The 22,613-nt window shown below is 69.9% G+C and carries 23 protein-coding genes; 9 read left to right on the top strand and 14 right to left on the bottom strand.

Annotated elements, in window-relative coordinates:
• Window positions 1-12 precede the first annotated feature (12 nt).
• From ACFOW8_RS07850 to ACFOW8_RS07840, 3 genes are all read left to right on the top strand, one after another.
• Window positions 13-1,944: a PspC domain-containing protein gene (locus ACFOW8_RS07850; protein WP_378547577.1), complete on the top strand. Its 1,932-nt coding sequence runs from the start codon at window positions 13-15 to the stop codon at window positions 1,942-1,944.
• Complete coding sequence (locus ACFOW8_RS07845; RefSeq protein ID WP_378547574.1) at window positions 1,937-2,149, top strand: hypothetical protein; 213 nt, start codon at window positions 1,937-1,939, stop codon at window positions 2,147-2,149. The genes ACFOW8_RS07850 and ACFOW8_RS07845 overlap by 8 nt, the downstream gene beginning before the upstream one ends.
• Window positions 2,150-2,222: 73 nt before the next feature.
• A complete protein-coding gene (locus ACFOW8_RS07840) occupies window positions 2,223-2,354 on the top strand; it encodes a hypothetical protein (protein WP_378547572.1) in 132 nt (43 codons plus the stop codon).
• 4 nt (window positions 2,355-2,358) lie between these two features.
• Here the strand turns inward: ACFOW8_RS07840 and guaA are convergent, their stop codons facing one another.
• Window positions 2,359-3,936 (bottom strand): glutamine-hydrolyzing GMP synthase, encoded by a 1,578-nt coding sequence (gene guaA, locus ACFOW8_RS07835; RefSeq protein ID WP_378547569.1) that lies wholly within the window; start codon window positions 3,934-3,936, stop codon window positions 2,359-2,361.
• A 104-nt stretch (window positions 3,937-4,040) separates the two neighbouring features.
• On the opposite strand from guaA, the gene ACFOW8_RS07830 reads away from it, so the two are divergent.
• Window positions 4,041-4,841: an alpha/beta fold hydrolase gene (locus ACFOW8_RS07830; protein WP_378547566.1), complete on the top strand. Its 801-nt coding sequence runs from the start codon at window positions 4,041-4,043 to the stop codon at window positions 4,839-4,841.
• Here the strand turns inward: ACFOW8_RS07830 and ACFOW8_RS07825 are convergent.
• Window positions 4,838-5,992 (bottom strand): GuaB3 family IMP dehydrogenase-related protein, encoded by a 1,155-nt coding sequence (locus tag ACFOW8_RS07825; RefSeq protein ID WP_378548562.1) that lies wholly within the window; start codon window positions 5,990-5,992, stop codon window positions 4,838-4,840. The two genes, ACFOW8_RS07830 and ACFOW8_RS07825, sit on opposite strands and share 4 nt — an antisense overlap.
• A gap of 208 nt (window positions 5,993-6,200) precedes the next feature.
• Window positions 6,201-7,745: an IMP dehydrogenase gene (guaB, locus tag ACFOW8_RS07820; protein WP_378547563.1), complete on the bottom strand. Its 1,545-nt coding sequence runs from the start codon at window positions 7,743-7,745 to the stop codon at window positions 6,201-6,203.
• Window positions 7,746-7,963: 218 nt separating this feature from the next.
• Here guaB and ACFOW8_RS07815 point away from each other — a divergent pair, with 218 nt between their 5' ends.
• Complete coding sequence (locus ACFOW8_RS07815; protein ID WP_022567296.1) at window positions 7,964-8,377, top strand: DUF5319 domain-containing protein; 414 nt, start codon at window positions 7,964-7,966, stop codon at window positions 8,375-8,377.
• Window positions 8,378-8,498: 121 nt separating this feature from the next.
• Here the strand turns inward: ACFOW8_RS07815 and ACFOW8_RS07810 are convergent, their stop codons facing one another.
• The 3 genes from ACFOW8_RS07810 to ACFOW8_RS07800 all read right to left on the bottom strand — a co-directional run bounded on the left by ACFOW8_RS07810 (window position 8,499) and on the right by ACFOW8_RS07800 (window position 11,098).
• Complete coding sequence (locus ACFOW8_RS07810; protein ID WP_378547560.1) at window positions 8,499-9,509, bottom strand: anti-sigma-D factor RsdA; 1,011 nt, start codon at window positions 9,507-9,509, stop codon at window positions 8,499-8,501.
• Window positions 9,510-9,618: 109 nt separating this feature from the next.
• Entirely contained in the window at window positions 9,619-10,197 is a 579-nt protein-coding gene (locus ACFOW8_RS07805; RefSeq protein WP_378547557.1) for a sigma-70 family RNA polymerase sigma factor, read from the bottom strand.
• 157 nt (window positions 10,198-10,354) lie between these two features.
• Window positions 10,355-11,098, bottom strand: a complete 744-nt coding sequence (locus ACFOW8_RS07800; protein ID WP_378547554.1) for a hypothetical protein — start codon at window positions 11,096-11,098, stop codon at window positions 10,355-10,357.
• A 713-nt stretch (window positions 11,099-11,811) separates the two neighbouring features.
• Between ACFOW8_RS07800 and ACFOW8_RS07795 the strand changes: the two genes are divergently transcribed.
• The 3 genes from ACFOW8_RS07795 to ACFOW8_RS07785 all read left to right on the top strand — a co-directional run bounded on the left by ACFOW8_RS07795 (window position 11,812) and on the right by ACFOW8_RS07785 (window position 13,102).
• The gene (locus ACFOW8_RS07795) at window positions 11,812-12,105 is read left to right on the top strand and encodes a WhiB family transcriptional regulator (RefSeq protein ID WP_022567299.1); all 294 of its coding nucleotides are present in this window, start codon (window positions 11,812-11,814) and stop codon (window positions 12,103-12,105) included.
• A 126-nt stretch (window positions 12,106-12,231) separates the two neighbouring features.
• Window positions 12,232-12,849 (top strand): sigma-70 family RNA polymerase sigma factor, encoded by a 618-nt coding sequence (locus ACFOW8_RS07790; protein ID WP_378547551.1) that lies wholly within the window; start codon window positions 12,232-12,234, stop codon window positions 12,847-12,849.
• Window position 12,850: 1 nt separating this feature from the next.
• Window positions 12,851-13,102 (top strand): RskA family anti-sigma factor, encoded by a 252-nt coding sequence (locus tag ACFOW8_RS07785; protein WP_378547548.1) that lies wholly within the window; start codon window positions 12,851-12,853, stop codon window positions 13,100-13,102.
• Between the two features lie 247 nt (window positions 13,103-13,349).
• Here ACFOW8_RS07785 and groL read toward each other — a convergent pair whose 3' ends face one another.
• On the bottom strand, window positions 13,350-14,963 hold the full coding sequence (groL, locus tag ACFOW8_RS07780; protein WP_378547545.1) for a chaperonin GroEL: 1,614 nt from the start codon (window positions 14,961-14,963) through the stop codon (window positions 13,350-13,352).
• Between the two features lie 226 nt (window positions 14,964-15,189).
• Window positions 15,190-15,489, bottom strand: a complete 300-nt coding sequence (gene groES / locus ACFOW8_RS07775) for a co-chaperone GroES (protein WP_110037083.1) — start codon at window positions 15,487-15,489, stop codon at window positions 15,190-15,192.
• Window positions 15,490-15,849: 360 nt separating this feature from the next.
• Between groES and ACFOW8_RS07770 the strand changes: the two genes are divergently transcribed.
• Window positions 15,850-17,355 carry an Hsp70 family protein gene (locus ACFOW8_RS07770; protein WP_378547542.1) on the top strand — a complete coding sequence of 502 codons (1,506 nt, stop codon included), beginning with the start codon at window positions 15,850-15,852 and terminating at the stop codon, window positions 17,353-17,355.
• 154 nt (window positions 17,356-17,509) lie between these two features.
• Here the strand turns inward: ACFOW8_RS07770 and tsaD are convergent, their stop codons facing one another.
• The 6 genes from tsaD to alr form a co-directional block, all read right to left on the bottom strand.
• Complete coding sequence (tsaD, locus tag ACFOW8_RS07765; RefSeq protein WP_378547539.1) at window positions 17,510-18,556, bottom strand: tRNA (adenosine(37)-N6)-threonylcarbamoyltransferase complex transferase subunit TsaD; 1,047 nt, start codon at window positions 18,554-18,556, stop codon at window positions 17,510-17,512.
• Complete coding sequence (gene rimI, locus ACFOW8_RS07760) at window positions 18,553-19,047, bottom strand: ribosomal protein S18-alanine N-acetyltransferase (RefSeq protein ID WP_378548559.1); 495 nt, start codon at window positions 19,045-19,047, stop codon at window positions 18,553-18,555. Before rimI ends, tsaD begins: the two co-directional genes overlap by 4 nt.
• 29 nt (window positions 19,048-19,076) lie before the next feature.
• On the bottom strand, window positions 19,077-19,769 hold the full coding sequence (tsaB, locus tag ACFOW8_RS07755) for a tRNA (adenosine(37)-N6)-threonylcarbamoyltransferase complex dimerization subunit type 1 TsaB (RefSeq protein WP_378547536.1): 693 nt from the start codon (window positions 19,767-19,769) through the stop codon (window positions 19,077-19,079).
• Between the two features lie 64 nt (window positions 19,770-19,833).
• Complete coding sequence (tsaE, locus tag ACFOW8_RS07750; protein WP_378547533.1) at window positions 19,834-20,289, bottom strand: tRNA (adenosine(37)-N6)-threonylcarbamoyltransferase complex ATPase subunit type 1 TsaE; 456 nt, start codon at window positions 20,287-20,289, stop codon at window positions 19,834-19,836.
• The gene (locus ACFOW8_RS07745) at window positions 20,282-21,358 is read right to left on the bottom strand and encodes an alpha/beta fold hydrolase (RefSeq protein WP_378547530.1); all 1,077 of its coding nucleotides are present in this window, start codon (window positions 21,356-21,358) and stop codon (window positions 20,282-20,284) included. The genes tsaE and ACFOW8_RS07745 overlap by 8 nt, the downstream gene beginning before the upstream one ends.
• Window positions 21,355-22,611, bottom strand: a complete 1,257-nt coding sequence (alr, locus tag ACFOW8_RS07740; protein ID WP_378548556.1) for an alanine racemase — start codon at window positions 22,609-22,611, stop codon at window positions 21,355-21,357. Before alr ends, ACFOW8_RS07745 begins: the two co-directional genes overlap by 4 nt.
• Between the last annotated feature and the right edge of the window lie 2 nt (window positions 22,612-22,613).

The raw sequence follows: 22,613 nt of genomic DNA, 5'->3' as shown, positions 1-22,613 counted from the left end.
ACCATGGAGAACATGAGCAGAACGAGCTTCGGTGATCAGATCCAGCAGATGTGGCACACGCGGCCCGTCCGGCTGCCGCGCCAGGGGCCGATCGCCGGGGTCGCGGCCGGGTTCGGGCTGCGCTACGGCGTCGACCCGGTGCTGTTGCGGGTGGCGTTCGTGGTGTCGACCATTTTCGGCGGCGCCGGCATCGTGCTGTACCTGCTGGCGTGGCTGGTGCTGAGTTCCGCGGGGAACGAACTGTCGGCGGCCGAGACGCTGACCGACAACGCCCGCGGCTCGCACTCGCAGACCAAGACCATCGTGCTGATCGTGGCACTGGCCATCGCGGTGTCGACCATGGGCCCGATCGGGCTCGGGCTCGGCGGCTCCGGGGTGATCAGCATGGGTCTGATGCTGGCGGGCTGGTGGATGCTCTACATCCGGCATCCCGAACTGCCCGCGGGCTTCGACACCTACCGGGCCGCGGCATTCGGCACCGGCGGCTATCCGGCCGGCTATCCTACGGCGGGCTACCCGACCGGCGTGCCGGTGCGCGGCTACCCGTACACCCCCGATGTACCGCCGACCGGGATGTACACGCCCTACACCAAACTCCCCGACGCCTACGTTCCCGATCCGGCGACGACCGTGCTCCGGCGCGAGGACGACCAGGCCACGGCCGAATCCACGCCGCTGCTGCGCGTCGACACCACCGAGACGGTGGTGCTGCACAAGGACCACGCTGCCGACCGGCTCGCGGAATCGTCCACCGCCCCGACGAACGAGCCACCGGTGCCGGCGAGTGTGCCGCGGGCCCCTGCGGCCGGGTCGGGTGCCGACCGACCCGCCGACTCCGCCACCCAGTTGCTCCCCCCAGCCGGATCGACCGCCGCTCCCGCCGAGGCGGACACCCAGTCGGCTCGCCCGACGCCGAATCCGCCAGCCGCCGTGGACATGTCGTCGACAACCGCCCTGCCGGAACCGGCCACCTCCGCAGCAGCGGATTCCGAGGTGCTGAAGTCCCCGCACACCACGCCACCGCTCGACGAGTCGACCGACCCCGACCCGGCGTCCGCGGCCGAGGCGAAACCGGCCACCGTGCCCGGCGATTCCCCCCGCGGTGCCGAGCTCGGATCCGAGGGCGACTCCGCCGATATCGTTCCGGCCGAGGGCGATTCGAGCATCGACCTCGGAAAACGCCCCACCGGAACGGATTCCGGCAACCCGACCATGGTCCTGCCCAAGGATCTCCCCGGCCCCACACCGGGATTCCCGCGTCCCGGCGCCCAGGTCCCACCCGGCATCGACCCGCTCAGCATCGCCCCGCTGGCCTGGGAACTGCCCGAAGCCGCTCCGCGCTACGCCGTCGCCACCCCGCCACCGCCGAAACGGCCGCGCTCCCGGCTCACTCCGGTGACCATCGGCCTGGCGATTCTGGCCGCCGCGGTGGCAGGCGCGGTCGCCGCCTCCGGCGTCGAGTGGATGACCCCGGCGCGGATCGGCGCGTTCGCGCTGGCCGTGGTCGGTCTCGGCCTCATCGCCGGTGCCTTCCTGCGGCGCGGCTACGGATTGCTCGTGCTCACCGCCCCACTGGCCGGGTTCGTGCTGCTGGCCTCGCTGATCGGGCCGATCGACTTCGAGGGCAGGGCCATCGGCGAGCGGGTCTGGACGCCGACCTCCATGGCCGAACTGGAACCGCGTTACGCGCTCGACCTCGGTTCGGGCACGCTCGACCTGCGGGAACTCGAGCTCACCGAATCACGCAGCGTCGAGGTCGCGGTGAATATCGGCGACGCGAAAGTGCATCTGCCGGAAGGGATGACAGTGAACACCACCTGTGACGTGAGCACACCGGACTCGCGGTGCGAATCCGGGCTCACCGGACCGAATACGCCCGGAGCCCCCGTGCTCGACCTGCGGATCAAGATGTTCGCCGGCGATGTGGAGGTGACCCGTGGCTGACCAGGCAGACATCGAAACCCGCCGCCGCCCGGCCTTCTCCCTGCTGGTCACCGGCCTGCTCGCCCTCGCGGTGAGCGTCTGGGCCCTGCTCGGCGCACCAACCCCCGACAACGGCGGCATCCTGCCGATCGGCTGGGGCGTCGTCCTCGCGGCCATCGTGATCGGCCTGCTGCTCACCTTCTCCCCGCGCCGCAAGCGGCACTGAAAGAACAACCGAACCCGAGATACCAGAACGGCCCGTCCACCTGACGGGCCGTTCTCGTTGGAGGACAAGCGCGATGAACAACACCGGTGCGAACACCAAGCGCCCGCAAGCCACCCGTCCGCCGAACGGGCTACCGCTCGGCCGGATCCTGTTGGCCTACCAGCGTCGTCCGCAGGCCACCACCCCGCCGCGCAGCGAGCGGTAACCCATCACTCCCACTCGATGGTGCCCGGCGGCTTGCTCGTCACATCGAGGACAACGCGGTTGACCTCACTCACCTCGTTGGTGATCCGGGTCGAGATGCGCTCGAGCACCTCGTACGGCAGACGGGTCCAGTCCGCGGTCATCGCGTCCTCGCTCGACACCGGGCGCAGCACGATCGGGTGGCCGTAGGTGCGGCCGTCGCCCTGCACACCGACCGAGCGCACATCGGCGAGCAGCACCACCGGGCACTGCCAGATCTGGGAGTCCAGATCTGCGGCGGTGAGTTCCTCGCGCGCGATGGCGTCGGCCTGGCGGAGCAGCGCGAGGCGGTCGGCGGTCACCTCGCCGACGATGCGGATGGCGAGGCCGGGTCCGGGGAACGGCTGGCGGGCGACGATCTCCTCCGGCAGGCCCAGCTCGCGACCGACCGCGCGGACCTCGTCCTTGAACAGCAGCCGCAGTGGCTCGACCAGCTCGAACTCGAGATCGTCGGGCAGGCCGCCGACATTGTGGTGGCTCTTGATGTTCGCGGTGCCGGTGCCGCCGCCGGATTCCACCACGTCCGGGTACAGGGTGCCCTGCACCAGGAACTCGACCTTCGGCGCCGAGCCGTCGCCGCCGTGCTCGGCCACGATGCCGGCGACCGCGTCCTCGAACGAGCGGATGAACTCGCGGCCGATGATCTTGCGCTTCTCCTCGGGGTCGGAGACACCCTTCAGCTCGCCGAGGAACTTGTCGACGGCGTCGACGGTCACCAGCTTGGCGCCGGTCGCGGCGACGAAATCGTGCTGGACCTGTTCGCGCTCACCGGCCCGCAGCAGACCGTGGTCGACGAACACGCAGGTGAGGCGGTTGCCGATGGCGCGCTGCACCAGCGCGGCGGCGACCGCGGAATCGACACCGCCGGACAGACCGCAGATGGCGTGCCCGTCCCCGATCTGCTCCCGCACGCTCGCGATCAGCGATTCGGCGATATTGGCCGGAGTCCACTGCGGCGGGATGCCCGCCAGCTCGTGCAGGAAGCGGCTCAGCACCTGCTGGCCGTGCGGGGAGTGCAGGACCTCCGGGTGGTACTGCACGCCGGCGAGGCGCCGTGCCCGGTCCTCGAAGGCGGCGACCGGGGCACCCGCGGTGGTACCGGTGACCTCGAAACCCGCTGGCGCGTCGGTCACCGCGTCACCGTGGCTCATCCAGACCGGCTGGATGGTGGGCAGACCACCGTGCAGCACGCCGCCGTCGATATTGAGTTCGGTGCGGCCGTATTCGCGGGTGCCGGTGTGGGCGACCGTGCCGCCCAGCGCCTGCGCCATCGCCTGGAAGCCGTAGCAGATGCCGAACACCGGCACGTCGAGATCGAACAGCCGCGCGTCGAGTTGCGGTGCGCCCTCGGCGTACACGCTGGACGGGCCGCCGGACAGGATCACCGCGAGCGGCTGCTTCTCGGCGATCTCCTCCACCGTCATGGTGTGTGGAATCACCTCGGAGAACACTCGTGACTCGCGCACCCGCCTGGCGATCAGCTGGGCGTATTGCGCGCCGAAGTCGACGACGAGGACCGGTCTCTGAGTTTCTGCCACCGCCACAGTTTAGTGACCTCGCACGACGGCCCGGCAGCGGGATCGGGCCGGGCCACACGCGTCCGGCGAACATTGCGCAAGACGGGGTCGACCTGGCTATCCTCGTCTCCGTGCCATTCGCCCGCGCGATCGATGCCGACATCTACTACGAGGACAGCGGTGGCACGGGACCGGTGGTGCTGCTCGCCCACGAATTCTTCATGGACCGCACGCTGTTCGCCGCGCAGCAGGCCGCGCTCGCCCCCGAATTCCGGATCGTGGCATGGGACGCGCGCGGGCACGGACGCACCAGGGATCAGCGGCTGCCGTTCACCTATTGGACCGCCGCCCGCGACGCGCTCACCGTGCTCGACACGATCGGCGCCGAACGCGCGATCGTCGGCGGCACCGCGCAGGGCGGATTCACCGCGCTGCGGACCGCGCTGGTCGCACCGGAGCGGGTCGCCGCGCTCATCCTCATCAGCACCGAGGCGCACGGGCCGACCACACAACAGTCCACCGCCACCCAGCGCTTCCTCGACGAATGGCACGACCGCGGCTCCCGCGCCGAAGCCGCGAACCGGCTCGCCGACTGGCTCATCGGCGACCACACCGAATACCGCGACATCTGGACCCGGCGCTGGGTCGACGACGCGCACGACGGCCTCGACGCGGCGGTCGGCTGCCTGCTCGGCCGGGATTCGGTGCTCGACCGGCTCGGCGAGATCACCTGTCCCGCACTGATCATCCACGCCACCCGCAGCGGTATCGCCGGGACGCGGGCTCGCACGCTGGCCGACGGGCTCACCGCCTCCACCCTCGTGGAGATCGATGGCGCCCGCCTCGCCGTCACTATGACTCACCCCGAACCGGTGAACGCCGCGATCGGCCGGTTCCTCCGCGAGCGGGTCGCGCTCGCCCACGTGCGTTAGCGGACGCTGAGCCCGACCTTCTGGAACTCCTTGAGATCGGAGTATCCGGCCTTGGCCATCGACCGGCGCAGGCCGCCGACCAGGTTCAGCGAACCGAACGGATCGTCGGACGGGCCGTAGAGCACCCGCTCGAGGCTCGGCCTGGTGACGGTGCCGTCGGCACCGTCGAGCCAGGACTCGTCGACCGGGAGGAACGACCCGCGCGGCACCGACGGGTGCGCGGTCGCCGACGGCCAGTACCAGCCGCGGCCGGGCGCCTCGGCCGACACCGCCAGCGGCACACCGAGCATCACCGCGTCGGCACCGCAGGCGATGGCCTTGGCGAGCTGGCCGGAGGTGGCCACGTCACCGTCGGCGATCACGTGCACGTACCGGCCACCGGTCTCGTCGAGGTAGTCGCGGCGGGCCGCGGCGGCATCGGCGATGGCCGTCGCCATCGGCACGCCGATACCGAGCACCTCGCCGGTGGTGGTCGCGCCGGGGTAGGAGCCGTAGCCGACGATCACACCGGCCGCACCGGTGCGCATCAGGTGCAGGGCGGTGCGGTGATCGCTCACGCCACCGGCTACCACCGGCACGTCCAGCTCGGCGATGAAGGTCTTCAGGTTCAGCGGTTCACCGTCACCGACGTGCTCGGCGGAGATGATGGTGCCCTGCACGACGAGCAGGTCGACACCCGCCTGCACCAACGCCGGGGTCAGCGCGCGCGCGTTCTGCGGGCTCACCCGCACCGCAACCGTCACCCCGGCCGCGCGCACCTGCGCGACCGCGGCGGCGAGCAGATCGGGCTGCATCGGCGCGGCGTGCAGTTCTTGCAGCAGGGCGATCGCGCGTTCGTAACCCCCCTTGTCGACAAGATCGATCAGCTGATCGATCTTGTCCTGCACATCGGCGTGCCTGGCCCACAGACCCTCGCCGTTGATCACGCCGAGGCCGCCGCGGCGACCGAGCTCGATCGCGAACTCCGGCGAGACCAGCGCGTCGGTGGGATGCGAGAGCACCGGGATCTCGAACCGGTAGGCGTCGAGCTGCCAGGCCACCGAGACCTGCTTCGACGACCTGGTCCGCCGCGAGGGGACGATGTCGACGTCGTCGAGTTCGTAGGTCCGCCGGGCGACCCGGCCCATACCGATCTCCACCATGTCACGCACGGTCACGCTCTGCTTTCTGCGCGCTGGCGCGCGCGTGTTCGCGGCCCCGAGGGGTCGCGGGTGCGGGAAGCGTTGGCATCGGAGGTGACATATCCAGTGTCAGCCTTCGCTGTCGGTCGGTGGACCGCAAGCCCTCGCAAGGTACGAGTCGTCCACGTGGCTGTGCGCCGGAGGGCTGCCCTCCGGCGCACAAACGCGTCTATTGTACTCAGCCGCGCCCGGTGTAGTTCGGGGCCTCGACGGTCATGGTGATGTCGTGCGGGTGGCTCTCCTTGAGACCCGCCGCCGTGATCTGCACGAACTGCGCACCCTGCAGGTGCTCGATGTTCTGCGAACCGGTGTAGCCCATGGCCGCGCGCAGGCCGCCGACGAGCTGGTGGATCACCTGGTTGACCGGGCCGCGGAACGGGACACGCCCCTCGATGCCCTCGGGGACCAGCTTGTCCTCGGCGAGCACGTCGTCCTGGAAGTAGCGGTCCTTGGAGTACGACTTGGCCTGACCGCGGCCCTGCATGGCGCCGAGCGAGCCCATGCCGCGGTAACTCTTGAACTGCTTGCCGTTCACCAGGATCAGATCGCCGGGAGCCTCGGCGGTGCCGGCCAGCAGCGAACCCAGCATCACGGTGGACGCGCCCGCCGCGATGGCCTTGGCGACGTCACCGGAGTACTGCACGCCGCCGTCGGCGATCACCGGCACCCCGGCCGGCTTGCACACGGCGACGGCCTCGAGGATCGCGGTGATCTGCGGCGCGCCGACCCCGGCGACCACGCGGGTGGTGCAGATCGAGCCGGGACCGACACCCACCTTGACAGCGTCGACGCCCGCCTCGACGAGCGCGGCGGCACCCGCCCTCGTCGCGACGTTGCCGCCGACGATCTGGATGCGGTCGCCCACCTCGGCCTTGACCTTGGCGACCATCTGCAGCACCTGCGACTGGTGACCGTGCGCGGTGTCGACGATCAGCACGTCGACACCGGCGTCGGCCAGCGTCATGGCGCGCGACCAGGAGTCCTCGCCGACGCCGATGGCGGCACCGACGAGCAGGCGGCCGTCGCGGTCCTTGGTGGCGTTGGGGTACTGATCGGTCTTGACGAAGTCCTTGACCGTGATCAGCCCGCGCAGGCGGCCGTTGCCGTCGACGATGGGCAGCTTCTCGATCTTGTGGCGGCGCAGCAGACCAAGTGCGGCCTCCGCGGTCACGCCCTCCTGAGCGGTGATCAGCGGCGCTTTGGTCATCACCTCGTCGACGCGACGATCCTGGTCGACCTCGAAACGCATGTCCCGGTTGGTGATGATGCCGACCAGCGCACCGGTCTCGTCCACCACCGGCAGGCCGGAGATGCGGAACCGGGCGCACATGGCGTCGACCTCGGCGAGGGTGTCGGTGGGCCGACAGGTGACCGGATCGGTCACCATGCCCGCCTCCGAACGCTTCACCGTCTCCACCTGGGCGGCCTGATCGGCGGCAGCGAGATTGCGATGCAGCACGCCCATGCCGCCCGCCCTTGCCATGGCGATGGCCATGCGTGCCTCGGTGACGGTGTCCATCGCCGAGCTGACCAGCGGGGTGCGCAGGGAGATCTCCCTGGTCAGCCTGCTGACGGTTTCGACAGAGCTGGGGATGAGATCCGAGGCGGCGGGTAGCAACAGCACGTCGTCGAACGTGAGGCCGAGCATGGCGATCTTGGTCGGATCGTCGCCACCCGTAGGAGGGCGCACCGCGATTCGTTCGCCCGGCACGGGATTACTCATTCGGATCGACCCCTCCTGGTCGTCGGTAGCAACCGACGCCGATAGCTGCAGTGCGACGGTGCTGAGCGGAAAAGATTGATGGTCGGTGAGAACAAGCTCGCCGACGCCCGCATTCCATGGTATCCGGCGGGCTGACACGCCCGTGCAGTGAGCCCTGCGGCGAAACTTGCCCGGTGCATCGCTGGCGCAGACCACCAAGTACTGCGTACCGTGGGGATGTGCGTGACCATCTACCACCTGGCCTGCCGCCGGATCCCTTCGCCGGAGACCCCTCCGACCCGTCCGCCGCGCTCGATGCCATCGAGCCCGGTGAGCCGCTGGATCCCCATGAGCGCCTCGCGGTCGAGGAAGATCTCGCCGACCTCGCCGTCTACGAAGCCCTGCTCGCCCATCGTGGCATCCGTGGGCTCGTGGTCAGCTGCGAGGACTGTCGGCAAGATCACTACCACGACTGGGACATGCTGCGGGCGAACCTGCTGCAGCTACTCGTCGACGGCACCGTCCGCCCACACGAGCCCGCCTACGACCCGACCCCGGAGGCATACGTCACCTGGGACTACTGCCGCGGCTACGCGGACGCGTCGATGAACGAGGCATTCCACGGCGACGGATTCGACGGCTTCGACAACTGAGCCGCCCACCCCGGCGACGATCCCCCGCTCGGTCACGCGTGCGTGGGGGACCGCCGCGTCGGTCACCTGAACAACGCGAAAGGCCCCGAACCGAAACGGTTCGGGGCCTTTTCTGCCGAGGCTACGGCGCCGGAACCCCTGGGGGCACCGGCAGGACGGTGAGCGGTGGCACCGGCAGGGTCGGTGGCACCTGCGAGGTCGGGACCGCCGTCGGCACGACCGGCGGCGGTTCGACGATGGTCGTCGCCGGCGCCGTCGGCACGGTGACCGGCGGAGTCGTCGGCGGCACGGTCGGCTCGACCGGCGGTTGTGTCGGCGCGGTCGGCTCGACCGGCGGCTGCGTCGGCGCGGTCGGCTCCACCGGCTCGGTCGGGACCACCGGCTTGGTCTCCGGACCCGGCGTATTCATGATCACCGGCGGCACCGACGGGTCGGTCGGCTCGGTGGTGCCGGAGCCGGGGCCGGTGGGGGCCGTCGGCGCCGGGGTGCCGGGTGCCGGGGTGACCGGCGCGGGCGAGGTGGGCTTGGTCGAGCCAGGCGTCGGCGGCATGGTCGGCAACTTCGCCGCGATCTCGGGCGCCTTCGCCGCCAGCTGATCACGCACCAGGTGCCAGCGGGCGATCAGATCCTCCCGCTTGCCCTGATCGTCGACCTGGCTCGCGGTGGCGGAAGCCTTCTCCAGCCGCACGCGCGCCTGCTCGGGATCACCCGAATCGAGCAGATTCTGCGCGGCGATCAGATCGTCGTCGGCCCGTGCCACCACGGTCGACTGCGCCTGCTCGCTGAACACGACCTCCTTGACCCGCCACAGCGGATCGCCGGGGGCGGCGCTGTAGGAGAAAGCCGTGAGACCGCCGAAGACCACGGCCAATGCCGCCGCGGCCCCGAGCAGGGGCCGGACCAGCCGTAGACGTCCGCGCGAGGATGCTCCGACCCGAACCTGCCGCGCGCCGATCTCCTGATTGACCGCCGCGAACACGGTGTCCAGATCAGGCCCGGCAGGCATCGGCTCGGCCAGCAGGTCGGCTCGCCAATCGGCAAGCAGCGACGCCAGCTGGAATTCCTCGGGGCTGTCGGTACGCACCGGTCCATCGCTGGCGATCGCGTCGATCAGCGCATCGTCGCTGCGCACCGCCGCAATGTCCACCGGACCGGAATCACCGGCATCCTCGGCGGCGTAGGGACCGCTGTCCTGCGACCCACGCCAAACCTTCCGGTCGCCCCGACCGCGCTCGCCATCCCTAGCCATACATTTCACCTGCCCTCGCCACTTGTGACTTCAGTTTTGCGAGTGCCCTGTGCTGGGCTACCCGTATCGCCCCCGCCGTGCTGCCCACGGCGGTTGCGGTTTCTTCCGCTGACAGACCCATGACCAAGCGCAGGATCAGGATTTCCCGATGTTTCTCGGGGAGCGTGGCAAGCAGAGTGTTCATCTGCCTGCTCGTCTCCGAGTCGAGAGCTCGCTGCTCCGGTCCCTGGTCGGTGGATATGACATCTGGTACTTCGGCCATCGCCTCCGCCTTGTTACGGGCGGCGTTCCGATGGGCGTCGGCGACCTTGTGCGAAGCGATGCCGTAAACGAAGGCCATGAAGGGCCGTCCCTGATCCTGATAGCGGGGCAGGGCGGTCATCACAGCCAGACAGACCTCTTGCGCAACATCGTCCGCGGAGAGCTGCCCGCGCTCCGCGGCTCCGATCCTGGCTCGGCAGTAGCGGACTACCAGCGGCCGGATCAGTTCCAGTACCTGGGCTAAAGCGGTCCTGTCGCCCTGCGCAGCCGCAGCGACGGCGAGGTCCAACTCTTCGCCCATTTGCGTCATCGTCAGAGATTTTCCTGGCGTTACGAGTGGCGCGGTCAGATGTGACCGAGCTTCCACCGATGTGGCGGAACGGAAACCACAATAGCGACCCGGTGATCACCCGCCAGCGGGCCCGGTACCTTCTGAGCGAGCTCTCAGAAAGATCACCGGCGGCGCCTTACCGCGGCGCCTGCGCGAAAACTCCGCCCCTGTCCCGGATCCGGGCCGCATGATCTGCGGCTTCGCCGGCGGCGGCCCCGGCGGCGGCGGATTCGGCGACTCCGGCACGCAGCATCGCGGCGGCCCAGCGCAGCGGGAGCAAGCCGTGTTCGCGGCAGGCCTGGTCGACCTCGTCCGCCAGTTCCGCCGAGCGCGCGCGGTCACCCGCCGCCGCGGTGGCCGCGGCGACGAGCAGAGCCGACTTCACCTGATGCCGCACCGACGCCAGCGCGGCGGCCAGGTCGACAGCGCGCTCCGCGTCGGCCAGCGCGGCGTCGTCGGCACCGCAGGCCAGCGCGGTCTCCGCACGCACCCAGTGCCAGCGCACCACGCACCGGTCGGGCGCGTCGGTCAGCAGGGGTTCCACCCGGCCGAGCAGCCGCTGGGCCAGGGCGAGCCGACCGGTGCCGAGCGCATCGGCGGCGAGACCGGTGAACGCGTCGGCCAGCGCCTCCGCCCTGCCCGCACCGGTGGCGCCGAGCGCGATGCTCGCGGCGCGACCGTCGAACCCCGCCGCCGTGGCGTGGCCGCCGAGCTGACGGAGCAGCGAGCCGGTAGTGCTCGCCGCCAGCGCGCGCAGGGCGGGATCGGTCCGGCTCCCACCGACGATCAGCAGGTCGGCCCTGGCTGCGGCATAGTGCCCCTGGCCACCGAGCGCGACGGCGCGATACCAGCGCTGCGCGGGCGTCGCCGGTTCCGGCAACTCCGCAGCGGACCTGCCGGGCGTCGGCCCGAAAGCTGTCGAAACGAGTATTTCGGAACCGATATCCGCGGGTGAGGCCGTTGTCTGCACGCCGAGACTGTAGCCGCCACCGAACTCCGGCGGTTCTCGTGATATGTCCCAGTCGTGCCGGTTCAGCTACCGGTCAGCTTTTGCCTGCACGCCCCATGTTGCCATCAGGTAAATCTCCGCCCGCCGACGCCACTACCGCAAAGTTTCGAATTCACATGCGTTTCGCGCAATTAACCTCGACGCCCCGTTTCCGCCATCTCCCCCGCGTCCGCACACGCCCATCGATGTGACCGGCGCCACTCGAATCACGGACCCGCGACCAGGACGAATCCGCCGTGCGACAGAGTGACCTGGGAAAACGCCCACCGATCCCGACACCCCACACGGCCCCGGCAATAGCCAAACGAACAGTATGGCCGAGCCCGGTGTGAATTGTAAATAGTGCTCAGGTTAAATTTCAGCGTTGTGGATTTGCGCAAGCAGCGCGCCGAACTATTGACGGAATTTCCCGCCTACCCCTAACGTAGCTCATCGCCGGGGTCGGCGCCGCGCGAAATTGCAGCGACCATCCGTTGGCACCGTCAGGCACCGTCGAGCCGGCCACCTCACCGGGTGGCGCGAAGACCTGCCGCACCACCACGTCGCTCGACAACGCTGACGAGCTCGCACCACAAGGAGTTCACATGCCCATGCCCACCCACCTCCCCGGTCCGAACGCCGACGTCTGGGATTGGCAGATGCGTGGCTCGTGCCGCGGTCAGGACTCCGCCGTCTTCTTCCACCCGGACGGCGAGCGCGGCCGCGCCCGCACCGCGCGCGAGATGCGCGCCAAGGAGATCTGCCGGGCCTGCCCCGTGCTGATGCAGTGCCGCACCCACGCGCTCAAGGTGAGCGAGCCCTACGGCATCTGGGGCGGGATGTCGGAGACCGAGCGAGAGATGCACGCGCGCCGCAACCGGCGCCGGATGGCCGTCTAGGTACCTCGGCAAATCAGTTCCCATCCGCCCGGCGTGGCGTGCCGAATCTCTAGCAAACAGCTGGCACGCGATCTAAAGGCACCCCGGGCGAAGGGAGGTCATAGCCGCGGGCTAGGTTCGTGACCGATGACACAGAATGGGTTCCGAAGCGAAGCCTTCCCACCGAGCGTGGATTCTGCAGTTACCGCACGCGCGGCCGAAGGTATCGAGCTAGCCGCATTGCTGGAACGATGCGGCCAGTCCGACCAGCAAGCCTTTGCCGAACTGTACGACCGCACGTCCGCACGCGTCTTCGGCCTGATCTTGCGTGTCCTGCACGACCCGGGATACGCGGAGGAGACCACCCAGGAGGTGTATCTCCAGATCTGGCGCACCGCAACGAGTTTCGACCCCGCCAAGGGGTCCGCGGTGACCTGGCTGATGACGTTGGCGCACCGGCGAGCGGTCGATCGGGTTCGCGCCGAGCAGGCCCACACCCAGCGCGAAGTCGCCTACGGGGTGCGGGTCCTCGGCAACGAATTCGACGAGGTCACGGAGGAGGTGGAACGCAGACTCGAACAGCAGTCCGTCCAGCGTGGGCTCGCGACTTTGACCGAGACCCAGCGCGAGGCGATCTCGCTCGCCTACTACGGCGGGCGCACCTACGCGGAGGTAGCTCAGCACCTCGGCATAGGGTTACCGACCGTTAAGTCCCGTATTCGGGACGGTTTGACACGACTGAAGAAAAGTTTGGGGGTGACGTGAGATGAACCAAGCCCAGATCGATCTCGCGCACACCGTCGCGCTCGGATTGATCGACGACGAAGACCATCACGCGATCCAGACCATCATCGATACCGAAGACCCCACGCTCTGTTCCGAGTTCCTGCGAGAGCTCCGCGACACCCGCGAAGCCCTCGCTGAACTCGGAGCGAGCACTCCGACCCCACCTCCCCCCGCCCTGCGCACCCGCCTGCTCGCCGCGATCGCCGCCGAGGAACCCCCGGTAGCGAGCTAGCCAGGAACGAGAAAGCCCCCGAACCGATTTCCCGGTCCGGGGGCTCAGTCACTCCGCGGGCGCGACTCGAGCACACCAGCACTCCCAGCCCCGCACCCGCGACCCCGAGGAGCGGCAGCCGCGAAGCGGCTGGTCGCGGCCGGGTCGCCGGTCAGCGCTCGAAGCGCATGCGCCGAAGGCGCGAGTCTCGAGCGCTGACCGGCGGCCCCTAGGGGCCGCGACTCGAGCGCGCCAGCGCTCCAAAAACTCAGTGCGCGTGACCGTGACCGTGACCGTGGTCGTCGGCCTCTTCCTCGGGCTTGTCCACGACGGCGCTCTCGGTGGTCAGGATCATCCGCGCGACCGAGGCCGCGTTCACCACGGCGGAGCGGGTCACCTTGACCGGGTCGACGACACCGTCGGTGAGCAGGTCACCGTAGGCGAGGGTGGCGGCGTTGAAGCCGTCCTTGCCGTCGGAGACCTTGCTGACGACGACCGCGCCGTCGACACCGGCGTTGGTGGCGATCCAGTACAGCGGCGCCTCCAGGCCCTTGCGGACCGCTTCGACGCCGATCGCGGTGTCACCCGAGAGCGAATCGCGCAGCTCGACCAGCGCGGTCGCGGCCTGCACCAGGGCGGTGCCACCGCCGGGGACGATGCCCTCCTCGACCGCGGCCTTGGCGGCGGCGACCGCGTCGTCGACGCGGTACTTGCGCTCCTTGAGCGCGGTCTCGGTGGCGGCGCCGACGCGGATCACCGCGACGCCACCGGCCAGCTTCGCCAGCCGCTCCTCGAGCTTCTCCCGATCCCAGTCGGAGTCGGTGGCCTCGATCTCGCGACGCAGCTGCGCACTGCGGGCGGCGACCTCGTCGGCGGTGCCCGCACCGTCGATGATCACGGTCTCGTCCTTGGTCACCACGACGCGGCGGGCCTGGCCCAGCTGCTCGATGGTGGCCTCGCGCAGGGTGATGCCGAGATCGGGGTTGATCACGGTGCCACCGGTGACGACGGCGAGATCGTCGAGGAACGCCTTGCGGCGGTCACCGAAGAACGGCGCCTTGACCGCGACGGCCTTGATCGTCTTGCGGATGGAGTTGACCACCAGGGTGGACAGCGCCTCGCCCTCGACGTCCTCGGCGATGATCAGCACGGCCTTGCCGGACTCGGCGATCTTCTCCAGCAGCGGCAGCAGATCGGGCAGCGAGCTGATCTTGTCGCGGTGCAGCAGGATGTAGGCGTCCTCCAGCACTGCCTGCTGGGTCTCCGGGTCGGTCTGGAAGTAGGGCGAGAGGTAGCCCTTGTCGAACTGCACGCCCTCGGTGACGACGAGTTCGGTCTGCGTGGTCGAGGACTCCTCGACGGTGACCACGCCGTCCTTGCCGACGGTGGTGAGCGCCTTGCCGACCATCTCGCCGATCTCGGAGTCGCGCGAGGAGACGGTGGCGACCTGGGCGATGGCCTGCGCGCCGGACACCGGGGTGGCCGCGGCCAGCAGCACCTCCGACACCTTCTCGGCGGCGAGCGCGATGCCCTGGCCGAGGGAGATCGGGTTGGCGCCCGCGGCGACGTTCTTCAGGCCGGCCCGCACGAACGCCTGGGCCAGCACGGTCGCGGTGGTCGTGCCGTCGCCCGCGACATCGTTGGTCTTGGTGGCGACGCTCTTGACGAGCTGGGCGCCGAGGTTCTCGAAGGGGTCTTCGAGATCGATGTCACGCGCGATGGTGACACCGTCGTTGGTCACGGTCGGACCACCGAAGGCCTTCGCGAGCACGACGTGGCGGCCACGGGGACCGAGGGTCACCTTGACGGCGTCGGCGAGCTTGTCGACACCGCGTTCCAGAGCCCGGCGAGCCTTCTCGTCGAACTCGATCTGCTTTGCCATAGAGTTCCATCCTTTTGTCGAGTCACAATGAACCCAAGCACCCCGGCCGAAACCCGTGCTGGGCCTGCTGCGCAGAAGAGTTCCACTGCCAGCCAATACGCCGAAGGCGCTGGGCCTGCTGCGCAGAAGAGTTCCACTGCCAGCCAATACGCCGAAGGCGCTGGGCCACGCACTCCGCCCCGGGTCGCGGGACGACGCCGGGGCGGAACGCGAATGCGGCGTTGGCCTACTTGGTGACGACGGCCAGGATGTCGCGCGCCGAGAGGATGAGGTACTCCCCACCCTGGTACTTGATCTCGGTGCCGCCGTACTTGCTGTAGATGACGACGTCGCCTTCCTTGACGTCGACGGGGATGCGGTCACCCTTGTCGGTGATCCGGCCCTCGCCGACAGCGATGACGGTGCCCTCCTGCGGCTTCTCCTTGGCCGTGTCCGGGATGACCAGGCCGGAGGCCGTCGTCGTCTCGGCCTCGTTGGCCTGGACGAGGATCTTGTCCTCGAGCGGCTTGATGTTCACGCTCGCCACGTTGAGCCCTCCACTTTCAGGGGAATTCGGTCGTCCGGAACTGTTGTTCCGGACCGGGTTTCGGTCAGCTTGCGACTCTGCGCGTAGCCCCGTCGTCGCGGGTGCCGGGACCCCTGCCCAGTAGTCGACTGGCACAAGCACAGCTACACAGTGCCGACTAGCACTCTATACGCGAGAGTGCCAGCGCTCAAGGCCGGGTTCTGCCAATGTCGCGTTTTCGACACGCCCACACTCGACAGTGATCTTCACATCGACTGCCACATTCTGTAACGTTCGCATAACAGGCTGCGAAAGGATCTGTACAACGTTCCGTTCGAGATGGTCGGCAGCACAGAACCATCCGCTCGAAGGGAGGTGAACATGCGAACATCCCTCGGCATCTCCGCGGGTAACGAGGTGGTGTGCTCAGCGCTGGTCGCCACCGGGCCCGCCGGTGAGCAACATTTCGACTACCGCGTCGTCTCCGCCGACGCCGCGCACTCCGATCTCGGCGATCTCGTGTCGTCCTCGATCGAGCTGATGACCACGCAGCTGCCCGTCTCCCACAGCGCCGAGCTCGGCGAGCCGCTCGGCCGCTACTCGGGCGCGCACCGCAAGACCGAGGCCTCGCGGTCGCTGTCACCGACCAGCGTCGCCGTCGCCTACCGGAACTCCGAACAGGCGCAGGCGATCCGGGCCGCCACCAGCAGGCACCGCGATCTGCGTCTGGTGCCCGAGGGCACCGCCGCCATCACCTACTTGCGCGATACCGGCCTGCTCGACCGCTACGCCACCGTCGCCGTGATCGACCTCGGCGCCACCGGTCTCACCGTCAGCGTCGTCGACTTCGCCGACACCGCCGTCCTGCACTCCGAGCGCACGCCCGCGCTGAGCGGCGATGCCATCGATGAGCTGATCTACCAGCACCTCGTCGACCTGCACTACGCCCGCCGTGGCACCAGGCCCAATCGCGGAACCCTCACCAACCGGGGCAGGGCCGCCAAGGAACATCTGTCCATCGCGCCCGCGGTCACCATCGACCATGTGGCCGGGCAGCCGCTCGAGCTCACCCGCTCCGATTTCGAGGAGCTCATCGGCGGCCTGCTGCGCAGCATCGCGCTGTTCGCGTCGTCGGTGTTCACCCGCGCCCCGAAGTACCCGGAGGCCGTCGCGGTGATCGGTGGGTGCGCCAATATCCCGGCCGTGGTCGACACCCTGCACGATCGTCTCGACGTGCCGGTGCTCACCGTGCCGGACCCGGAGGCGGTGATCGCCAAGGGCGCGGCACTGGTCGCCGACGCCGCCGCGCCGTCCGCGTTGCAGGCTGTCGCGCTCGGTGACGCGCCGTCGGGCACCTTCGCCAAGGTCGCCGGGACACTGGCGGGTGCGGTGGTCGTCGTCGGGCTGGTGATCGGCTACGGCGTGCAGGCCATCTCCCCGGACACCCCCGATGTCACCCCGGCTGGGACGAGCAGCACCGTGCGGCAGCCGCTGCCGGTGGTGCCGCAGCTGCCCCCGCCGACGCCGCAGAACCAGGAGAGCAGCGACCGCACCGACGCCACCAACGCGCCCCCACCCGCGCTGACGCCGAGCCCCGTCGCGCCGGCCACCACACCGTCCAGCACTGCGCCGACCACCACCCCGACGCCGTCCGCGCCCACGTCCACCACAGCGCCGACCCTGCGTCCCGACCCGAATCTGCCCGAGGTCCCTTACCCGGAATCGCCACTTGGCCCGCTGAACAGCGGCTCATCGGGCGGACAGCAGCAGCAACAGCGCCCTTCCACACCCAACACCTATCCCACCCAGACCCCGGCGCGCGGTCACCTGCCGGTGCCGCCCGCCGCGAGCGTCCCGAGCGGACCCCAGCTCCAGCTGGCCGACTGACCCAGCTCGGGTCGCGTCGCCACCGTGTACCGGATCGACTTCCTACGGCGCGGTGGCCGCATCATCGCCGTCCCGGTCGATCAGGCGACGCGAGCGGTCGTCGAGGACCGTCGCCACCCGCCCCGGCAGGCAGATGGCGATCGTCGAGACCGGATCACCCCCGCAGCGCGCTCACCGAGACCGGCAGACCGGGATCGGTGGCAACGGTCAGATCCGCGGGCTGCGCGCCCGCGGCGATCACGTGCGCGCCGAGCGCCGCGATCATCACGCCGTTGTCGGTGCACAATCGTGGCTTGGGGACCCGCAGCGTGAGTCCCGCAGCGGCGCACCGCTCTTCGGCGAGCGAGCGGATGCGGGAGTTGGCGGTGGCGCCGCCGCCGAGCACGATGGTGTCGACCCCGACATCCTGGGCGGCCCGCACCGCTTTCATGGTGAGCACATCGGCGACCGCCTCCTGGAAGGACGCGGCGATATCGGGTATCGGCAACCGGTCGGGTCCGATGCCCTGCCGCTGGGCCGCCTCGACGTAGCGGGCGACCGCGGTCTTGAGACCGGAGAAGGAGAAGTCGTAGCGGGCGTCGCGCGGTCCGGTCATCCCGCGTGGGAACGCAATCGCGTTCGGGTCGCCGTCGGTGGCGGCCGCGTCGAGGTACGGTCCGCCCGGATAGCCGAGGCCGAGCAGCCGGGCGACCTTGTCGAAGGCCTCGCCCGCGGCGTCGTCGACGGTGCTGCCGAGTTCGGTGATCGGGCTGCCCAGGTCGGTGACCTGCAACAGGTGGGTGTGCCCACCCGAGACCAGCAGTGCCACCGCGGGCGGCAGTGGACCGTGTTCGATGGTGTCCACCGCGACGTGGCCGCCGAGATGGTTGAGCGCGTAGAACGGCACGTCCCAGGCCGCCGCGTACGCCTTGGCCGCGGCCACTCCGACCAGCAGCGCACCAGCCAGGCCGGGTCCGATGGTGACGGCGAGCGCGTCGGGCTTGCTGATCCCGGCCGCTGAAAGCGCCCGGCGCATGGCGGGCACGATCGCCTCCAGATGCGCGCGCGAGGCGATCTCGGGGACCACGCCCCCGAAGCGGGCGTGCTGGTCGACGCTGGAGGCCACCTCGTCGGCGAGCAGCTCCAGCGAACCGTCCGCGTGCCGACCGACGATGCCGACGCCCGTTTCGTCGCAGGAGCTTTCGATACCCATGACGATCATGACAGCACCTCGTCCTGCCGGTCGCGGGCCGCCCATTCGTCGGCCGCGGCGGTGAGTTCGGGGCGGCGCATGGTGTAGGCGTCGGCGCCGCTGGGGTGGTAGTAGTTCTTGCGCAGCCCGATGATGTGGAAGCCATGCTTGGCGTAGAGCGCGATGGCGGGCGCGTTGTCGGTGCGCACTTCGAGGAACACCGGCCCGCCGCGTTCGCCCGCCGTGGCCAGCAGCGCCTCCAGCAGCAGGGTGCCGATGCCGCCGCGGTGGCAGCCCGGATCGACGCCGATGGTGTGCACCTCGGCCTCGGGGTTGGCGGGGTCGCCGAGCAGCGCGATGCCCGCGTAGCCGACCATCCGGTCGTCGGCGTCGCGGGCGGTGATGTAGCGATTGTGCCGTCCGGCCAGCTCGGACCGGAACGACACCGCCTGCCACGGGTCGTCCTCGGGGAAGAGCAGATGCTCCAGCTCGACGCAGCGGTCGATGTCGAACACCGTCATCGGTGCGATCCGGTAGCCGGACACGGCGGTCACGCTCCGGTCCGGTCGAGGGTGCGGAAGCTGTTCTCCACCGCGTCCGGCCTGCGCAGATACAGCGGAACGAGCGGTTCCGGGGCGGTACCGGCGAGCAGCTCGGTGGCGGCGACCGTCACCAGACCCGCCGGTGACGGCGTCTCGACGGGCAGCACCGGCAGATCGAACAGGTCGACATGCGCGGCCGAACCCGCGATCGCGACCGCGGCGCCGATCGGTACCTCCGCGGGCTTGCACACCTCGGGACCGGCCACCCGCGCGCCGTTCAGATAGCGGGCCCAGTACACCTCGCGCCTGCGCGCGTCGGTGACCACGAGCAGTTCACCGGCATCGCGCTGCTCGGTGGCCGCCTGGGCGGCGATGGCGTCCAGGCTGCACACCCCGTACACGGGCAGGCCGAGCGCGTCGCCGAACGCGGCGGCGGTGGCCATACCGACCCGGAGGCCGGTGAATGGGCCGGGTCCGACGCCGACGACCACGGCGTCGAGTTCGTCGCGGCGCTTGCCCGCCTCGGTGAGGCACTCCAGGATCTGCGGGGTGAGCACTTCCGCGTGGGCGCGGGCGTCGACCTTCACGCGGGCGGCGAGCGGCGCCACGGCGGGCCGGGTGTCCGCGGCGGCGGCAGGTGACAGATGCACCAATCCCGCTGTAACGGCGGGTGTCGCGGTGTCGACTGCTAGTACGAGCATGATTGCCTCAACAATACCGGGTGGTATCCGCGCCTGGCGCGCAGCTGTGCCGCCCGGCGGGGAACTATTCGATCCACTCCCAGATCGCCGTGCGCACATCGGATTCCGGTTCCCTGGTCAGCTGCACCCGCAGATGCCGTTCGGCGAGGTGTTCCACGACACCCTTGCCCCACTCCACCACCACGACCGCGTGGTGCAGGTCGGTGTCGAGATCGAGCGCGTCGAGTTCGTCCAGGTCGCCGCCGAGGCGGTAGGCGTCGACGTGCACCAGCGCGATTCCCGGCGTGCCGTCGGGCCGCTGTCCGGCCTTGTGCGCCCGCGCGATGATGAATGTCGGCGAGCTGACCCTGCCCACCACACCGAGACCGGCCGCGATTCCCCTGGTCAGCGCGGTCTTGCCGGCACCGAGCGGGCCGTCGAGCACCACCAGGTCGCCCGCGCGCAGGGTCGCGGCCAGCTCCCGACCGAAGGCCTCGGTGTCGTCGACGGTGGCCAGCACGCGCTGCCGCTGGTCAGCCACCGACGACCTCCTCGTCCCGCGCGTCGCCGAAGCCGGCCCGCGTGAGCAGCCGGTCGAGCGCCGCCATCGTCAGTTCCGGGTACTGCATGTGCGGCATGTGCGCGGCCGCTGCCACCCGCACCAGCTCGCTGCCAGGCAGTGCCGCCGCGAGCGCACGCGAGTTACGGAACGGGATCACCATGTCGTGCGCGCCGCCGAGGACCAGCACCGGCACCTCGGCAAGGACCGTGAGTGCCGCCGACTCGTCGTGCAGCTCAATCGCTTTCAGGAACTTCTCGATCGTCGCGACCGGGGTGCGGTCGATCATCATGGTGGTGAAACGCGACAGCGTCGGGCTCACCGGCCCGTGAAACGAGCTGACGTGCAGAATCGGAGCGACGACCTGTTTGCCCGCGGCGCGGCTCACCTGCACCAGCGCGGGCGCGGTGCGCGCCGCCATCCGGAAGCCGTCGATCGCCGGGTTGCGCAGCAGCTGCGGCAGCCCCGTCGAGGTCACCTCGGCGGCGGCGGTACACAGCAGCCCCACCGCGACGACGCGCTTGGCGACCAGTTCCGGGAACTGCGCGGCCGCGGCGAGCACCGCCATCCCGCCGAGCGAGTGGCCGATCAGCACCACCGGCCCGGTCGGCGCGCACTCGCGCAGCACGGTCGCGACGTCGTGGCCGAGCTGCTGCACCGTGCAGCTGTCGGTACTCGGCGTGCCGGAGCGGCCGTGTCCGCGCTGGTCGAAGAAGACCATCCGGATCCGATCGCCCCACAGCGCGGCGAGGTCGCGGCGCTGGAAGTGGAACGACTCCATGCTGTTGCAGAAGCCGTGCACGAAGACGATCGTCAGCTCGGCGGAGTCGTCGCCGTAGGTGCGGGTGGCCAGCGACACGCCGTCGTCGGCGAACACCACTCCCGGCGCGTCCTCGTCGATCAGAGCGAAGTTCTCGTCGCGGTACTCGTCGCGTTCGGCGGGCCAGATGACCCGCGCGCCGATCCGGCGCAGGGTGTGCGCCACCGCGAGCGCACCGAGCACGCCCGCCGTCGCCACACCACCACGGCGGATGGCCTTGGCGCGCCTCACCGGCCGGTCCCCACGTAGCGACGGACCGCGCGACCGCGTGGTGAGCACACGATCTCGTAGTCGATGGTGTCGAGCAGCCGGGCCCAGTCGAGCGCGCGCGGGTGCCCGGCGCCGCCGCCGAACAGCACCGCCGTGTCGCCGGGCCGTACCCCGCCCACGTTGTCGCCGAGGTCGACCATGAACTGGTCCATACACACGCGCCCGACATTACGGTGCCTGCTACCGCCCAGCCACACCTCGAAACGCCCACTCAGCGAACGGAACACCCCGTCGGCGTAACCGGCGGGTACCAACGCGACGGTGGTGTCACGTGGCGCGATCCAGCGGTGGCCGTAGGAAACGCCCTGCCCCGCTGCGACCTTCTTCACCAGCGTGACCTCGGCCTGCAAAGTCATCGCGGGCCGCAGCCCGAACTCGCCGAGCTCGGGGATGGGCGAAAGCCCGTAGACGGCGATGCCGGGACGGACCAGGTCGAAGTGCAGGTCGGGCCGGGTGAGGGTGGCCGCGGAGTTGGCCAGGTGGACCTGTTCCGGTTCCAGGCCGTGCTCCTTGGCCTGGGCGATCGTCTCCACGAACCGTTCGCGCTGCCGGTCCAGCACCGGGTGCTCGGGTTCGTCGGCGTGCGCGAGATGGGAGAAGATCGCCCGGAACCGGACCGTCTGTTCGTCGACCAGCCTGCGCAGTACCCGCAGGAGCTGTGGGTATTCGGCGGCGGACACACCGTTGCGGTTCAGGCCGGTGTCGACCTTGAGCGAGATCGTCGCTGGGTGCCCGCCTGCGGTAGCGGCCCGCTCGACGGCCCGCAGCTGGGCGAGCGAGGACACCCCGATCTCGATCCCGGCGGCGATGGCGGCGGCGTAGTCGGCGTCGATGGTGTTGAGCCAGCACAGGATCGGTGCGGTGATACCCGCCGCGCGCAGGGCCAGCGCTTCGGCCACCGTGGTGACGCCGAGTTCTGCCGCCCCCGCGCCGAGCGCGGCCCGCGCCACCTCGACTGCGCCGTGGTTGTAGCCGTCCGCCTTGACCACCGCCATCACCCCGGCGCCCTGCGCGAACTCCCGCAGGACACGCACGTTGTGGGCAATGGCATCCAGGTCGATGACAGTTTCCACTTGCGCATTCACGGCTTCGATCCTGCCAGGACCCGCACCGTTACCCGCACCTGGGGCGACACGTGCGCACCCGGACTGCTCGGCGCCGTGGTGCGCCCACCGCGCGGGGGTGGGTCGGCGAGCCGGAATGCGCCCCGGCATCA

The organism is Nocardia rhizosphaerae (assembly GCF_042650365.1).
GTDB classification, from domain to species: Bacteria; Actinomycetota; Actinomycetes; order Mycobacteriales; family Mycobacteriaceae; genus Nocardia; species Nocardia rhizosphaerae.
Note: the sequence above shows the minus strand (reverse complement) of the source record. Positions and strands in the feature narration are given on the sequence as shown.

What these genes read in the sequence shown, in the direction of transcription:
- ACFOW8_RS07850 (WP_378547577.1), top strand. Translation starts at nt 13, where the DNA reads ATGAGCAGAACGAGCTTCGGTGATCAGATCCAGCAGATGTGGCACACG.
- ACFOW8_RS07840 (WP_378547572.1), top strand. Translation starts at nt 2,223, where the DNA reads ATGAACAACACCGGTGCGAACACCAAGCGCCCGCAAGCCACCCGTCCG.
- guaB (WP_378547563.1), bottom strand. Translation starts at nt 7,745, where the DNA reads ATGAGTAATCCCGTGCCGGGCGAACGAATCGCGGTGCGCCCTCCTACG.
- ACFOW8_RS07805 (WP_378547557.1), bottom strand. Translation starts at nt 10,197, where the DNA reads ATGACGCAAATGGGCGAAGAGTTGGACCTCGCCGTCGCTGCGGCTGCG.
- ACFOW8_RS07795 (WP_022567299.1), top strand. Translation starts at nt 11,812, where the DNA reads ATGCCCATGCCCACCCACCTCCCCGGTCCGAACGCCGACGTCTGGGAT.
- ACFOW8_RS07790 (WP_378547551.1), top strand. Translation starts at nt 12,232, where the DNA reads ATGACACAGAATGGGTTCCGAAGCGAAGCCTTCCCACCGAGCGTGGAT.
- ACFOW8_RS07785 (WP_378547548.1), top strand. Translation starts at nt 12,851, where the DNA reads ATGAACCAAGCCCAGATCGATCTCGCGCACACCGTCGCGCTCGGATTG.
- groL (WP_378547545.1), bottom strand. Translation starts at nt 14,963, where the DNA reads ATGGCAAAGCAGATCGAGTTCGACGAGAAGGCTCGCCGGGCTCTGGAA.
- ACFOW8_RS07770 (WP_378547542.1), top strand. Translation starts at nt 15,850, where the DNA reads ATGCGAACATCCCTCGGCATCTCCGCGGGTAACGAGGTGGTGTGCTCA.
- tsaD (WP_378547539.1), bottom strand. Translation starts at nt 18,556, where the DNA reads ATGATCGTCATGGGTATCGAAAGCTCCTGCGACGAAACGGGCGTCGGC.
- rimI (WP_378548559.1), bottom strand. Translation starts at nt 19,047, where the DNA reads ATGACGGTGTTCGACATCGACCGCTGCGTCGAGCTGGAGCATCTGCTC.
- tsaB (WP_378547536.1), bottom strand. Translation starts at nt 19,769, where the DNA reads ATGCTCGTACTAGCAGTCGACACCGCGACACCCGCCGTTACAGCGGGA.
- alr (WP_378548556.1), bottom strand. Translation starts at nt 22,611, where the DNA reads ATGCCGGGGCGCATTCCGGCTCGCCGACCCACCCCCGCGCGGTGGGCG.